This is a genomic window from Deltaproteobacteria bacterium, assembly GCA_021737785.1.
Classification (GTDB): Bacteria; Desulfobacterota; DSM-4660; order Desulfatiglandales; family Desulfatiglandaceae; genus AUK324.
Map to the genome: position 1 here is coordinate 47,693 of JAIPDI010000003.1, position 14,670 is coordinate 62,362.

16 protein-coding genes and 1 tRNA gene are annotated in these 14,670 nt (G+C 51.6%); 7 read left to right on the forward strand and 10 right to left on the reverse strand.

The window, feature by feature from the left end; genetic code table 11:
• Positions 1-115 precede the first annotated feature (115 nt).
• The 3 genes from K9N21_02660 to K9N21_02670 all read left to right on the forward strand — a co-directional run bounded on the left by K9N21_02660 (position 116) and on the right by K9N21_02670 (position 5,465).
• Entirely contained in the window at positions 116-2,128 is a 2,013-nt protein-coding gene (locus K9N21_02660; GenBank protein MCF8142802.1) for an ABC-F family ATP-binding cassette domain-containing protein, read from the forward strand.
• Positions 2,129-2,222: 94 nt separating this feature from the next.
• A complete protein-coding gene (locus tag K9N21_02665; protein ID MCF8142803.1) occupies positions 2,223-2,567 on the forward strand; it encodes a hypothetical protein in 345 nt (114 codons plus the stop codon).
• Positions 2,568-2,576: 9 nt separating this feature from the next.
• Positions 2,577-5,465 (forward strand): DEAD/DEAH box helicase, encoded by a 2,889-nt coding sequence (locus K9N21_02670; protein ID MCF8142804.1) that lies wholly within the window; start codon positions 2,577-2,579, stop codon positions 5,463-5,465.
• A gap of 116 nt (positions 5,466-5,581) precedes the next feature.
• Here K9N21_02670 and K9N21_02675 read toward each other — a convergent pair whose 3' ends face one another.
• Positions 5,582-5,872: a TIGR04076 family protein gene (locus K9N21_02675; GenBank protein ID MCF8142805.1), complete on the reverse strand. Its 291-nt coding sequence runs from the start codon at positions 5,870-5,872 to the stop codon at positions 5,582-5,584.
• 443 nt (positions 5,873-6,315) lie between these two features.
• Between K9N21_02675 and K9N21_02680 the strand changes: the two genes are divergently transcribed.
• The 4 genes from K9N21_02680 (at position 6,316) to K9N21_02695 (ending at position 8,248) form a co-directional block, all read left to right on the forward strand.
• The gene (locus tag K9N21_02680; GenBank protein MCF8142806.1) at positions 6,316-6,723 is read left to right on the forward strand and encodes a YkgJ family cysteine cluster protein; all 408 of its coding nucleotides are present in this window, start codon (positions 6,316-6,318) and stop codon (positions 6,721-6,723) included.
• Positions 6,720-7,460 (forward strand): ComF family protein, encoded by a 741-nt coding sequence (locus tag K9N21_02685; GenBank protein MCF8142807.1) that lies wholly within the window; start codon positions 6,720-6,722, stop codon positions 7,458-7,460. Before K9N21_02680 ends, K9N21_02685 begins: the two co-directional genes overlap by 4 nt.
• A gap of 99 nt (positions 7,461-7,559) precedes the next feature.
• A complete protein-coding gene (rfaE2, locus tag K9N21_02690) occupies positions 7,560-8,099 on the forward strand; it encodes a D-glycero-beta-D-manno-heptose 1-phosphate adenylyltransferase (GenBank protein ID MCF8142808.1) in 540 nt (179 codons plus the stop codon).
• Positions 8,100-8,171: 72 nt separating this feature from the next.
• Positions 8,172-8,248: transfer RNA gene (locus K9N21_02695), tRNA-Arg, on the forward strand.
• 19 nt (positions 8,249-8,267) lie between these two features.
• Here the strand turns inward: K9N21_02695 and K9N21_02700 are convergent.
• The 9 genes from K9N21_02700 to K9N21_02740 form a co-directional block, all read right to left on the reverse strand.
• Positions 8,268-9,443, reverse strand: a complete 1,176-nt coding sequence (locus K9N21_02700) for a site-specific integrase (protein MCF8142809.1) — start codon at positions 9,441-9,443, stop codon at positions 8,268-8,270.
• A gap of 35 nt (positions 9,444-9,478) precedes the next feature.
• Positions 9,479-9,907 (reverse strand): zinc-ribbon domain-containing protein, encoded by a 429-nt coding sequence (locus K9N21_02705; protein MCF8142810.1) that lies wholly within the window; start codon positions 9,905-9,907, stop codon positions 9,479-9,481.
• Positions 9,908-9,911: 4 nt separating this feature from the next.
• Complete coding sequence (locus tag K9N21_02710) at positions 9,912-10,052, reverse strand: 3-hydroxyacyl-CoA dehydrogenase (protein ID MCF8142811.1); 141 nt, start codon at positions 10,050-10,052, stop codon at positions 9,912-9,914.
• A 98-nt stretch (positions 10,053-10,150) separates the two neighbouring features.
• Complete coding sequence (locus K9N21_02715) at positions 10,151-10,420, reverse strand: DUF2845 domain-containing protein (GenBank protein MCF8142812.1); 270 nt, start codon at positions 10,418-10,420, stop codon at positions 10,151-10,153.
• Positions 10,421-10,526: 106 nt separating this feature from the next.
• Positions 10,527-11,378 (reverse strand): hypothetical protein, encoded by an 852-nt coding sequence (locus tag K9N21_02720; protein MCF8142813.1) that lies wholly within the window; start codon positions 11,376-11,378, stop codon positions 10,527-10,529.
• Positions 11,379-11,587: 209 nt separating this feature from the next.
• A complete protein-coding gene (locus K9N21_02725) occupies positions 11,588-11,848 on the reverse strand; it encodes a hypothetical protein (protein MCF8142814.1) in 261 nt (86 codons plus the stop codon).
• 628 nt (positions 11,849-12,476) lie between these two features.
• On the reverse strand, positions 12,477-12,695 hold the full coding sequence (locus tag K9N21_02730) for a hypothetical protein (GenBank protein ID MCF8142815.1): 219 nt from the start codon (positions 12,693-12,695) through the stop codon (positions 12,477-12,479).
• 297 nt (positions 12,696-12,992) lie between these two features.
• Positions 12,993-13,841: a hypothetical protein gene (locus K9N21_02735; protein MCF8142816.1), complete on the reverse strand. Its 849-nt coding sequence runs from the start codon at positions 13,839-13,841 to the stop codon at positions 12,993-12,995.
• Complete coding sequence (locus K9N21_02740; GenBank protein MCF8142817.1) at positions 13,841-14,140, reverse strand: hypothetical protein; 300 nt, start codon at positions 14,138-14,140, stop codon at positions 13,841-13,843. The genes K9N21_02735 and K9N21_02740 overlap by 1 nt, the downstream gene beginning before the upstream one ends.
• Positions 14,141-14,670 lie beyond the last annotated feature (530 nt).

Consider the following 14,670-nt stretch of genomic DNA (forward strand, 5'->3'; position numbering starts at 1 on the left):
TGTCCCTTTTAACCTATCATATCCGCCCAAATACAACAAGCGCACAGTTGGAGCTTGAAAACCCTTACCAAACCATTATATATATGCGGCAGCATAAAAGGAGCCTTTTATACCCATGAGTCTCATTACCCTCATCAGGGTCTCCCTTACCTTTTCCGAAAGGGAGATTTTTCACGACATCGGATTTCAGGTGGAACCGGGCGACAGGATCGGCCTGGTGGGCCGCAACGGATTGGGCAAGACCAGCCTGCTCAGGATCATCACAGGAGAGATCTCTCCTGACGATGGAGAGGTTAAAATCGCACGGCGAACCCGGATCGGCTACCTGCCGCAGGATGTTCATGAATCCGCGTCAGGGCCTCTTCTCGATGCCGTTCTCAATGCCATTCCGGGACGGACTGATCTCGAAAACGCCCTCAACTCGGCGAACCGCGCCCTGAAGACCCGGCATGATGCGGCGGAACAGGCCCGTCTGGGGAGACAGATCGCTGAAATCCATCACGATATGAGTCTGTTAGAGCAGACATTTCCGAGGCACGAAGCAGAGAAGATCCTTCTGGGGTTGGGGTTTGAGACCAAAGACTTCACCCGATCTGTTTCCTCACTGAGCGGCGGATGGAAGATGAGAGCCGCCTTGTCCGCCCTCCTGTATCAAAAACCGGATCTGCTCCTTTTGGACGAACCCACCAATCACCTGGATATGCCGTCCGTCAAGTGGCTGGAGGGATTTCTGCAGGGTTTCAAGGGAGCTTTGGTCCTTGTCTCCCACGACAGGGAGTTCCTCAATCGACAAGTTAACCGTGTGGTCTCTTTTGAAACCGAAGGGATGAGATCATATAACGGCAATTATGATTTTTATCTCAAGGCCCGACAGGAAGAGATCCGGTCCCTGGAAGCAAGGGCCAAGAATCAGGAGCAGAAGATACGGGACGCCGAGAAGTTTATTGAACGCTTCCGTTCAAAGGCAACAAAGGCGAGACAGGCGCAAAGCAAGATCAAATTGGTTAGAAAGATGGAACTGGTGGAAACCCGCCGAAAAGAAAAAACCATTCATTTCTCCTTCCCTGAAGTGGCCCGGAGCGGGAGAGAGGTGGCATCTTTTGAAAACGTATCAAAACACTTTGGCGACAATATCCTCTATGACGCCCTGGACCTGAAGGTTCTGCGCGGAGAAAGGATTGCCATTATCGGTCCCAACGGTTGCGGCAAAACCACTCTGCTGCGGTTAGTGGCCGGCGAACTGGAACCGGACCGGGGGAGGATCGCATTGGGCCATGAGGTCAGTCTTGCTTATTTTGCCCAGCACCACTCGGATTGGCTCAATCCCCGGAACACGGTCATAGAAGAAGTCTATCAGATCGTTCCCCACGCCACGATCGGTTATGTCCGGTCGGTTTGCGGCGCCTTCCTCTTTTCAGGAAACGATGTGGACAAGCCGATCGGTGTCCTTTCAGGAGGGGAAAGGGCCAGGGTCTCTCTTGCAAAGCTCCTTGTAAAACCGGGCAATTTCATGTTGATGGATGAACCCACCAATCATCTGGATATCGAATCGTCGGAGACGCTGATCCATGCCTTGAAAAGATATGACGGGACACTCCTGTTCGTCTCTCACAACCAGTCCTTTGTCAACAGTCTGGCCACGAAGATCTGGGACATCCAGGGCCGTGGGATAACGGATTATCCGGGTCGTCTGGAGGAGTATTATGACCACCTCCGTAAGGTGGACGGCGCCCCGGGGCAGAAGGCAGAACGCCTCAGAAAACAATCCATCCCCGAAGGCGTGAAGACCGTAGATAGAACAGTGGAGATTCCAGGTACGGGCAAACGGGATCGCAAAAACGAAAAAAGGCAAGAGGCAAAAAAACGGCAGATCATCCATGACGCACTAACCCCGATTCAGAAACGGCTCGAACGGGAGGAAGAACGCATCGCCGCTCTTGAAGCCAGACAACAACAGGTGGAAAAAATGCTGGCAGATCCCGATATCTTTGCAGATAAGGACGTCAGCGTGCCCCTCCTTGCCGAATACCGCGACATCCGCCACGAACTGGACGAGCGGCTCCTTCAATGGGAGGAGGCCCAGCATAAACTGGAATCGACAAAAAAGCGCCTGGGAGTCCAGGATTGATGGTTGATTCCGTATCGTGGATCCCTTTGGGTCCTTCAAGTCCTTTTGGCCTCATTAACCACTTGGATGAAGGCGGCGCCGGCACAAGGAGTCAATGATGGAAGTAAAAGAAGCGCACAAGCCCCTTTTAAAGAAACTGGGGCTGGGTGATGAGGATTTTGAGCTTTTTGACGGAAAATTCGTCAGCTACGAATTTGATGCGAAGCGGGGCGTCCGGATTTACGACCCCTATTACACAACGTCCTATAACGAATATATCGGCATCGACGGCTGGAGTGCGTGGAGCGACGAAAACGACACCTTTATGAGTGATATACTGAAGGCTGCACATGAAGAGGTTCGAAAGAAATCAGGGTCCCATGCCGGGCCAGGCGAGCAAGAGATCTCAGAGACCCTCCGGAAGAAATTCTGGAAGACTCTCAATACAAATGCCGAATAGCCGCTCACAGTGACCCTCTCCCAATATATCAGCAGGCTGAAAGCCCATCCGGATTTTCAGGGCGCCGTGGTGTACCACCGGTACCTCCCTCCCCGAAAGCCTGAGTTCGCTCCCGGGCCGGAAATCCACCACGAGATCCTTGCGGTCATGAAACGACTGGGTCTGGACAGTCTGTATCGTCACCAGGCAGAGGCCATCCATCACCTGAAAAGAGGATCGAATCTCCTGGTGGCCACGGAAACAGCCAGCGGCAAGAGCCTGATCTACAACCTCGGGGTCATTGAGGAAGTTTTAAAGAATGGGAATGCCAAGGCCCTATATATTTTTCCCCTTAAGGCGCTCGCACAGGACCAGATGAAAAACCTCTCTTTGTGGCTAAAGGGGATTCACAGCAGAAAGATCTCTGCCCATATTTACGATGGAGACACCACCCCTTACCACCGAAAGAAGATCCGGGAAAAGATGCCGGATATCCTTTTCACCAATCCCGATATGCTCCACCGCGGCATTCTGGCCTTTCATCAGAACTGGGAACCGCTTCTCAGGAACCTCTCATTTGTAATACTGGACGAGGTCCACACCTACCGGGGTATCTTCGGCTCCCACCTCAACCAGGTCATCCGGAGGTTGAAGCGACTGTGTCGCCATTATGGCTCGTCTCCGCGTTTTGTCCTCCTATCCGCCACCATCAGCAACCCGAAGAACTTTGGCGAAAGATTGATCGAAGAGGAGCTCGAGGTGGTCTGCTCCTCAGGGAGTCCAAGGTCAGGCCAGCATTTCCTCTTCCTCAATCCCGAAGAAAGTCCCAATTACCATTCGGCCAGGCTATTTGCCGATTGTCTCCGTAACGGATTCCGGACCATTGTCTTTACCCAGGCAAGGAAAGTGACGGAATTGATCCATCTCTGGGTCTCCCAGTTGGCTCCTGAACTGAGGAACAAGATCAGTTCATACCGCGCCGGTTTCATGGCCGGAGAAAGGCGCCACATTGAACAACGCCTGGCAGACGGCAGCCTCCTGGGTGTCATTTCCACCAGTGCCCTGGAGATGGGAATCGATATCGGTAACCTGGATATCTGTCTGTTGGTAGGGTATCCCGGGACCATCATCAATACCTGGCAGCGGGGGGGGCGGGTGGGACGCTCGGGACGGGAATCCGCCATTATCCTGGTGGGAAAGCCTGATGCATTGGATCAATACTTCATGAAGCATCCGGAGGACTTCTTTGAAAGATCTTTTGAGGCCGCTGTGCTGGACCCCGACAATTCTTACGTGGTGGACGCCCATCTCCCCTGTGCTGCAGCAGAGATCCCCCTCACCCTCGCGGACAAAGTCTTCTGGCCCAAGGACCTGATGGGCCACCTCGAGAAACTGGAGAGAGAGGGGCACTTGAACCGAACGGCCGAGGGGGAACCCGCATGGTTTCCGGCCAGGCGGAACCCGGCACTGTCAGTCAATATCCGCTCCTCAGGAGATACCTATACCATTTTTGATGCAGCGACCGGAGAGGCCATCGGGACCGTCGACGGCATTCGGGCCTTCAAGGAATGTCATCCCGGGGCCATCTACCTTCACCGGGCCCGGGCATATACAGTGGACCGGCTCCTCCTTGACAAGAAGGATATCGTCGTCCACCACTCTCACCAAAAATATTTCACCCGCACCCGCAGTGAAAAGGAGACCGAAATTATTGAGGTCAACCGCAGCAGGCCCCGAAGACAGTTCCTGGTGCGGGAGGGGAGGCTTCGGGTCACCGAGGTGATTACCGGTTATGAAAAGCGGGCACTGCCGGGCCAGGGCCTGATCGGGGTCTTCGACCTGGACCTCCCTCCCCAGGTCTTTGAAACCATCGGTTTCTGGATTGAGATCGAGCCGGTGATGAAGCGGTTCATAGAGGGGAAAGGGCTCCATTTTATGGGGGGAATCCACGCCATCGAACACGCGGCGATCGGCATTTTCCCCCTCTTCGCCCTCTGCGACCGAAACGATGTGGGAGGCATATGCTATCCCCATCACCCCCAGGTGGGCAAGAGCGCCATCTTCATCTATGACGCCTATCCCGGGGGCGTGGGCCTGGCCCAGCGAGGGTTCGACGCCATACTGGAACTCCTCGAAAAAACCTGGGAGATCATCAAAGAATGTCCATGCGAAGAGGGCTGCCCCTCCTGCATCCATTCCCCCAAATGCGGTTCGGGCAATAAGCCCCTGGACAAGGGGGCAGCGCAACTGATCCTTGAAGGGCTGTTGGGGCATATTCCCTTGAGCGATATGTCGGCCGAGGACGATCAGGTCCCGGTGGAGCCGTTTCCGGGCCCGGCGATCCTTACTGAAGAAACCAGCGGCCCCAGGATCCTCTATCTGGACCTCGAGACCCAGAAGATCGCCAAGGAGGTGGGAGGCTGGCAGAACTGCCACCTCATGCGGATCTCGGTGGCGGTCCTCTTTGACAGCATTCAAGACGACTTCTTGATATTCGAAGAAGACAGAATCGACGATCTGCTCGCTTATTTGAGGAAGGGCGATCTGATCATCGGATTCAATATCAAACAATTCGATTACCGGGTCCTGGGGGCCTATTCTGAGCAGAAATTGTCCCGACTCCCCACCTTTGACATTCTGGAGGATGTCTACCGCCGGCTCGGATTCCGACTCGGGCTCGACCACCTGGCCACGGAGACCTTGAAGCAGGGAAAGACGGCCGACGGCCTGCAGGCCGTGGAATGGTTCCGGCAGGGGGAGATGAAAAAGTTGACCGAATACTGTTGCCGCGATGTGGCGGCCACCCGGGACCTCTTCCTGTACGGCATCGAAAACGGACATCTCATCTACAGAAGAAAGGATGACGACATCAGGCTGCGGCTCCTCGTGGACTGGGATCTGGAGAAGCTGATAGGTTGATAATCCGTCCCACCTTTTCAGAACGTTCGTTTTGGTTGTCGTTCTCACAGGCCCCTGATCCCGTGCGACAGTTCGGAAGATTCGAGGGTCCTTACGCCATGACTCTTGGGCTTCGGCTATGTCGAGCTGGGTGTCCGGTCGAATCTCTCCAATCTTATGGATACGAGGTTATGGCTGTCGGGGCATTGCAGCTCAATCGCATCACCCTCCCACCACGGCAGATTCCCGCCGAATTGAAAGGTGGAAAGACTGGGAAAGATATCATGATAAAAAAACCCGCATAAACCGCCCGGATTATGACAACTGATCTCGAATGTGTCCCCAACCTGATGGCCGGCATCGCACTGACCTCGCACGCCTGTAATGGTTCCCACTACTTTTTTGCCGATTCCAGGATCTCTTGCCATCTTTATGCCCTCCTTCTTGCTGGTGTCACAGGACTGTTTATGATACGCTTTGATGGTTTATAACACATGGATTGAATCGATTTCAAGATCTCGAGGTTCTGCTGAATAATCCGGTTCCGCCGTTGTTCAGGTTGCACGCGTCTTCCTTTGTGCTATAATGGGAAAGTCAGGGAGCAAAAGGAGGACGCAAGGCAATGAACCGACCCTAAACGCTGAACCATTTTACCCTCCTTCCACCCGGTAGTCCGGGACAGCGCGGCTGAACAGTGGATAAGCGGCTTATTTGGTGTCTGAACGGAAACCCGGAAATCAAGAAACAGTCAATTGTGAGAATCCGTTTTGTTAAGCCTGAATTTATTCCATCAATTTTCAATATTCAATTCTTCAATATTCAATTGTGCCTGAACCGGGTTTTCGTTCAGGCACTGCCAGGTGTTTTCCTCATGACGACATTTGACTGCAAGATGTGCGGAGACTGTTGCTACGGCGAAGGGGGCATCTTTCTTGATAAAAATGAGAAAGAGAGGATCTCCCGATTCCTTGGCATCCGTACGCCGGACTTCCTGGACCGGTTCTGTGAAGAGAGAAACTGCCGCACATATTTGACGACCGGGGAAGACAATTTCTGCATCTTTTACGAAAAGGGAAAAGGGTGCCGGATACATCCTGTCAAACCGGCCCGTTGCGCCTTGTGGCCCTATTACCCTGCAAATGTCAAGGATCGGGAAACCTGGGAAATGGCAAAGCTGGCCTGCCGGGGGATTGATCGGGAGAGTTCATTTGAGGAATTTGTCCGGGAATCCCAGGCCGCCATCCAGGACAAACCTGTAGCGCGTACCAAGACTTCATGAACCTTTTGGAATTGTTCGCCGATATCATTTACCCCCCGAGATGCGCCGTCTGCGATCGCTTTCTCTGGAAGGGCCCACTTTCAAGAGAGACCCATTCCTCATTCTTCTGCCCGGGCTGCACAGCCGATGTTAGTTGTATTGCCTCGCCCTTATGTCCTATATGCGGACAGCCCTTTTCTTCAGAGGTAATTGAGGATCATCTCTGTGAGGACTGTCTGAGAAACAGGCCGGCTTATGAGGCCGCCTGGGCCCCGTACCGTTACGAGGGAGCGATTTTGGAGGGAATCCATCGTTTCAAATACGGTTCAAAAAGCTTCCTGGCCGACGCCTTTGGCCCTCTCCTGGTCCGGTTTGCGGAAGACCGGTTTGACCGATCAGGGAGTGTTCTAATTATTCCCGTTCCACTGCATCCCAAGAGGCTTCGGGAAAGGGGATTCAATCAGAGCCTCCTTCTGGCAAGGCACGTGTCCCGGGCCCTTCACATCGATCTGGACTTTCTCTCTTTGAGAAGGGTAAGATATACGCCGCCCCAGGCCGGCCTGGCCAAAAAAGAGAGATTGCAAAATGTTCGAGGGGCCTTTGAACTGACAAACACAGACGCGGTCAAAGGGAAATTCATCCTCCTGGTGGATGACGTGGTCACCACAGGAAACACCCTCAACGAATGCGCCCGGATACTCAGGAGGGGGGGCGCGGAAAAGGTCTTCGGTCTCAGCCTTGCGCGGGCGGGGAGGTAGACAGGCGAGGTCGGGGTGTTGGGGAGGTTTTTTGTCACAGGGGGTTCAGGTTTCGAGCGCCAGTGTACCTGCGATGACATCAACCGCAAATGGCACTTCATGGCCTTGAAATCTCATTTTCAGTTTAAATTTTCATGTGTCACAGGATGGTGCGATGTGTACCTTACCAAAATAAAGACCCTTGCCGAGGCAAAAAACGAATGCTCCCGCATGAAGATGTCGGGAAAGCAGGTGGTGTTCACCAACGGCTGCTTTGACATCCTTCATCCCGGCCATACCCGGTATCTCTCTGCGGCCAGAGAATTGGGTGACTTTCTCGTCGTTGCCATCAACAGCGATGAATCTGTACGCATGATCAAAGGGCCGAAGCGGCCGATCCTTGAACAAGCAGCCAGGGCCGAGTTGGTAGCCGCTCTGGAATCGGTGGATCTGGTCCTGATCTTCGAGGAAGACAATCCGCTCCGGGTAATCCAGGACCTGCTTCCCGACACCCTTGTCAAGGGGGGGGACTGGGCCGAGGACAAGATCATTGGTGCCGAGGTGGTAAAGGAAGGAGGGGGCGAGGTGAAACGCATCCCTTTTGCGACCGGATTTTCGACCACCGACATCCTCGAGAGGGTGGTCGAAAGATATACTTGAAAATCCCCTCCGAAATAAAATCCCGTCTTGCCACACGATCCTGATTCTGGTATAGCTACATTTGTCTCTTCTGCGCCCATAGCTCAGTTGGATAGAGTGACGGACTACGAATCCGTAGGTCGCAAGTTCGAATCTTGCTGGGCGCGCCAGTTATATTAAGGGGTTAGCTTATAAAGCTGCCCCTTTTTCTTTGTCATTTTCGGTGGAGGGTGCAGCTGGGGTGCAAGTGGGTGCCTCTACACAATCCAGTTCGTCAACCTGGTTTTTGGCCTGTCCTGGTAGCCAATGGGAATAGACGGCCAACGTAAAGCCAACGGTTGCGTGGCCCAGCTGCTTGCTCACATCCTGGATGTTATCGCCCTTGCTGATCCTCAAAGATGCATATGTGTGTCTCAAATCGTGCATCCTGATATGCCTCAGCTCTGCCTTTTCCAGGGCCTTGGTGAACGTCCGGCGCCGGAGGTTGTTTCCGTCGATCATACCGCCGATCTCGTTGTAGAACAGAAACTCCGGAGGTTCCTTCCATCCGTTTTTTAGGGTGTCTTTCTTCCGGTCGGTCAGATGCTTTTTCAGGACCTCCTGGAGCTGCTGGCTCATGTCCACCTTCCGGGATGTGCCGTTTTTTGGTCTTCCCATACGCCCCTTTGTGAAGCTCCTTCTGACCTCAATGAATCCTCCGTTAAAATCCAAATCCCCGGGTTTCAGTGCCACAAGCTCGCCTAAACGCATTCCGGTGCGTAATCCTGTGAGGAAGAATGGATAGTATCGCGGGAAGTGTTCTTGGACAGCATTTTCAAATTTCTTTGTTTCTTCCCAGGTAAGAGGTCGAATTTCAGGTTTGTCGTCTTTCTGGATCAATTTCCCGGTGCCGGCCGCAGGGTTGAACGGGATCAGTTCATCATCAAGGGCCTCTCCCAAGATCGCGCTCAAGTAAGCCTTCAGGTTCCTTACACTGGCAGAAGAAAGCCCTCCCTGTCGTTTGGTATTGATAAAAGCCTTGATGTCCTTTCTGGTGATCTTGTCGATTTCCATCTCCCCAAAGGCAGGGATAAGATGCAGATCCAATGCCGATCGATAGGAATCCCTTGTTGACGGTTTATGGTTCATAGCGGAGTAGGTCTCCATGAACCCCTCGGCATAATCCTTGAACAAGGGCATGGTCTTTTCTTCTTTCCGATCAAGGTCAAAATCCCCCAACTGCAACCTTGCCCGGATCTCAGTTGCCACTTTCTCGGCCGCGGTCTTGTCGCCTACCCTCCGGGATGTCCGTTTCCCGTTATGGGCGATGAAGATCCACCATGGTTCGCCTCGGCCCTTCTTTTTCTGCCGAACGACAACCCCCATGTTATGCACCCCCTTTCTCCAGCCAGAAGATGTGTTCACCATTTATATCCACAATTTTTACATTTGAAAGTTTTCGCTATATGACCAATAGCGAAAACGCCAAAGAGAGCTCCTGACCCAACTTTATTCTTCAGAGAAATTTTTTCTATATTGGTGCTCCCACAATTTGGACAACCCATCCGCTTAGTTGTTCTGACTTTATTATCAGCTCCGGTTCCTGGCTTTTCTTGGAGTTCCTTTTTATCAGCAAGCAATTCCCTTCCACAATACCGGCAGACGATCGCTTCTTTTTTGATAGTCTCCGCACAAAATGGACAAATCTTTTGATTTTCATCGTTCTCCTTTTTTTTCAAAAAAAATCGTGTGTTACATTTTGAACATCTACCATAGGCCCCTTTATCAGGAACCTTTGAAGGATCTATTTTGTAAACAGCCCCGCACTTTGGGCACTCAATCTTCATCAATGCATCACCCCCCTTTTTTGAGATATTCCATCACTGCCTTGATGATAAGCTCTTTTAAAGTGATGCCCTCTTCAACAGCCCTCAGCTTTGCCGCCTTGTGCAAGTCTGAGGGAAACTCAATCATGTACTTTGTCACTGAACTCACCCCTTTCATATAGTGTTACAAGTATTATATTCATAATATATATAATGTCAACAATAAAATGATAGGGGATGCATTTTTTTCATTGACTCAGATGGGAGTCAATCCACCTCGATCTTAATCACCTTCCCGTCTCGGATGGTCACAGTGTGGGGCAGCTTCCCGCTGAACTCGTAATACCAGACCTCCTCATGGGAAGACAAACCTATCTTTGTTGTCGTCTTGTAATGGGGCTTCCCGCATCTCTTCAGGATTTTCCCGGCAGAATCCCCCACATGGATCCATCCCCCGCCGCAGTGCATGGCCGCAAATGATGTGGCAGGAATTGCCAGTGCCAATGTCAGCCCGATAATAATAGGTTTCAGATTCATGGTGTGTCCTCCTTTTTCACGCTTGAGGTTTCCTGGCCTATGCCATGGTATGGCCGGCCCGTTCCATGCACGTACAGTACAACCAGCTTGCACTGTTCTGCATCGTTCAAACCCCCAACCTTTCTTGGATGAATGAAATCACATCGAATCGCAGATCCTTCAAAAAATCCTTGTCCTCTTCTTCCTCTTGTAAATCTGATTCCACCTGTTCCATGTCCGTAAAGGCCTCTAAACTCTTTCGCACAAGCGACTGTAACTCCTCTGGATGGAAGGCGTCCAGTTCGTATGCTGTTGCGCCATGCTCTTGGATGAATTTTTTTGCCCGACTGTCCGTATCTTTTACAGGGACGGGCTCTGCCTGTAAGTGCGGAAAGTGTTCCGGGTTTATGCCGCATCTGTAGATTTCAACTCCGCTCAACTCCAGCTCGTCTTCCAGCGTTTTCATTATCGAATAGGGCATGTCACACCCTGACGGATCCCAATCCCCGAAATACAGAATAATAGGCTTTTGACTCCTCATCAAAGCCTCGCTTGCCCGATTGTAGAAGTCCGCCTGGAAGGACAGACTGCTATATCCCTTGCATACTACCGTCCGCCGGCAAAAACGGTCCACGATGGGTTTCACCATGTGAAACAGCGCAGCCTTTTCAATCCATACCTCGAGGTAATACTCCTGCTTTGCCGCCACACATTTTCGGTAACCCCTCATAAAAAGTCGAAGCTCTTGATTGATAAACTGTTCGTATGACTCAAACCCCAACTTAGATGTAACAATCCGATGTTCGTCGGTTATGGCTTGCCATGGTACCTTATCGTGAATCCTCAACCACTTTAAAGTCCGAATGATCGTCTTGTAAACATCAACCTTTCCCTGCTTACGATTCCCGTATTTATACCAGTGATCCCCCGATACAAATCCAGAAGAGATAAGCCGGTAGTAGACCATTCGTTCGGTCAACGGCCACCATTTCCGATAGGTCTCGATGGTCTTCTTGATATCCTCTCCACGCGCCTCATTTGTAGCCGTCCAGCTCCATGGCGCCCGGGTATTGGGTTGATCGTTTAAGAGTTTGATCATGGTCCAACTTTTCCTTTCGATCCAGAACAGTATAAAAATTTTTACCTGTCTTGCACCCCGGGCAGGTCCGGAACCCGCCCGGGGCCTGGTTATGCGAAGGCCTCGCTTTTTTCCGACACGTAAACCATCCCGTTTGCCAGATCTTCATAAGCCTTGTCCGCCATGAGTCCGATAGCATCTAAACGAGCCTGATCATGATCCGTCCTTACCTCCCCGGCCAGTTCGGAGACAAGCTTCATGTAGTCTGCCAGATCTCCCAGTGTATGGTACAAATCCTCGTCGTTCCCAATGATCCTGCCTTTTTCGCTCTGATCGAATGTGACATCCCTTTCCACTTGCTTGTCTTCCATGGCTCCACCTCCTGAAATCCCCACGACCTTTCCCATGATGTTGTCCTCCCTTCAATAGAAATCCCGAAGTGGTCCTACGGCCTTCATCAAGCCGCCGAGTCCTCGCGGATACTCGCCACTTCGGGATAGATACAAGTCCTCTACCAATAAAAATGACCATTTATCGTCTGGCCTCACGGATGAAGTTTTAGGAGATTTCACATTATCCCACCTTTCATGGGAAGTCAACTGTATTTTTTCGGATATGTCAAGTTAAAAAATACCTTCATGTTATCGAAATAACTAATGTTCTTGTCACTCACTTTTCAGGCCGTAATGTGCTGGGATGTCACTTTTCAATGTTCTTGGATGTCACATTTCTTGAGCCTGAATCACTTTTTAAAATGTCCTTGACTGATACTGCGCCTAACATGTATTCCTGGAAATCATTCCTCAACCTTACCGAAAGGATCTGTCATGCAGAAAGAAAAATCAGAAATAGTCTCCTGTGAACTCCTTGAAAAGGATGTTACCATCCGATTGAATGGGATTATTGTGGATGACACATTTATCCCCTCTCGATACAGATGTGAACATCAACAGCGATACGGTTGTGACGTTTACCAAAAAGCAGATGTACTATGTCCGCCTATAGAGCGACTTCGAGAGAAATATACGTCCCGATTAGGGCCGTCTTCTGCTTGATCAGTTTCATGTCGATTGGAATGTCAAGAATTGGCACCCAAGGGCCGATAGTGCGGTCTTTCATAACCATCTGCCCCCATATTGTAATTTTTGAGCGTTTCTTGAGTTCATCCGGATTAACGTACAGGCCATAGTTGTTAAGGGTCATCGTTTCTTCTTCCATAATAGATTTGCCTCCCTAAGAACTTTTCAATGCTGGTTTCTAAAGACTTGGTAAAGCAGCTCGGCAGCGTTCAAGGCCTCTTCATAAAGTTCGCCTGGCCTTAGGATCTCAGGCCTATATTTGTCGCAACCTTCACAATCGAAAGCCCCGCGTTTCTTCTGGCAGGCCCTCAATAAACACTTGGAGTAATGTACACAATGGATCCGTCTCATCATTTGGGGGTGGAGGGCGGGGGCAGAGTTCCCCGCCCTCCTGGAGGTGGCCCCTGAAGCGGGGCGGTTCGCCATGTGTTCGTTTTTACGCCATGTTCACAACCTGCCCTGGCGGAGGGGGCGTTTTCTTCGCTTTAAGTCCGACCTTTGCCAGATCCGCGGGGCTGTATCTCTCCGGATGTTTTTCGATGTCCGAGCGCCCCCGTGTGAGTTTGGTTGTGGGGCCTGCTTGTCTCTCGCGCACAGCGCCGGCGCCTTCTTGTGGAATCATATCGGACAAGTATCGAAACTTGCTCGCAACATTTGGGCCGCCAAGCTCGATGCGCTGCCACAAATCGGAATATTTTCCCAGAAGTCGTGGCAGGTTTTTGATTTTTCGCTCAGCAGCCATGAGGTCATTAAAAAATCGATATCGGGGAACCTCGCCATTTAAGGAAAAGCCCAACATCTCCCATTGCTGCGGATCTTCGATTTTTGAAAAAACCCGTTGCAAGATTACAAGAGGATCCTGAAGTTTCGTAAAATCCTTGATGCCCCGTGTGATCCGGTCCATTGAGGAAACAATCGCCTGGATTTCAGCGAGGATCTCGGCCGCCTTACCAAGGTACGTCTCACTGCATGGCCAATACGTGTCCAGATCCGTCTTGAGGCTCGCCACATGATGCTCTGTTTCCAGCTCTGACAGCTGTCCGCGCAAAATATCGAGCGCCGCCGAAAGCTGACCAAGTTCGATTTCCGCCGACCTGATCTTCTCGATTTGCGTTTGGAGGCTCACCGGGCGCCTTGCCTTCGAGACATTCGCGGCAAACAATTTCGCGTTGGTTGATTTTTGTTCGGTCAAGGATGCCCTCTTCTCGGCAATCTCATCTTCCACACTTTTTATCTGGGAAGTCAGATTTTCGATATCGCTTTGAATTTCGCTCGCAGTTCGCATTATCGACCTCCCCGCGTCCGGGCATGACCTGCCATGTCGGACGCCCAGGCCTCGTCTTCGAGGTCCTGTTTGAAGGCTGACTTCGCATCTTGCGGCGAAAGTTTCGCGGCCTCATGGCCTCGCCACACGTCGCGTCGTTCCTCATCAGTCCCATCAGCCAAGGCAAGCATGTCCTTCACGTTTCGCTCATCCTCGGCCTCCTGCTGCTTCCGGGCCTCGGCCTCGGGGTCCGGTTTGGCTCTCTTTGCATAAGCGGCCTCAAGCACTTTAATCCGTTCTTCCAATTCAACTTTGTCCATCGCCTATTCTCCTTTCGTCAAAAAAATTTCAAGATCTTTGGTGTGTTTGATTTCCCCCGTGGGGATTTGGGTTTATATTTGTGGCGCCCAATGTACGGCCCCACCGCTTAGACTGCGTTAGAATTTTGTGCGCCCCATCTCTTATGGGCTCCACGGGCAAGATTCAGCCGTTCCGCAACCGCCTGTTTCTGGCCCTCGGTCAGTGCCTTCCGTAAAAACGGATTCTTGCCCATCCTGAAGTCGAACAGCGGACACATTGGGTCGCAACAATCCCTCACAAGCTCCACGTTCTCAAGCCTGCCTGGTTTGGTTCGGTCCAGCCCCATGCACTCACGACAAAACAGTTTGACTGCCTGTAAAGGGCTCCTTGCCTTTTTCGGGTAATACGTCCGGCCTGTTTTGTCACGAACCTTGCCATGGGCCATTTCAACAATGCCCTGTTGCCGATATGCTTCAGATGTCAAATTCCGATCCTCCTTAAGCAGAATTTTCCGGGCGGGATTATGGTCAGTACCCAGTTTCAGCTATAC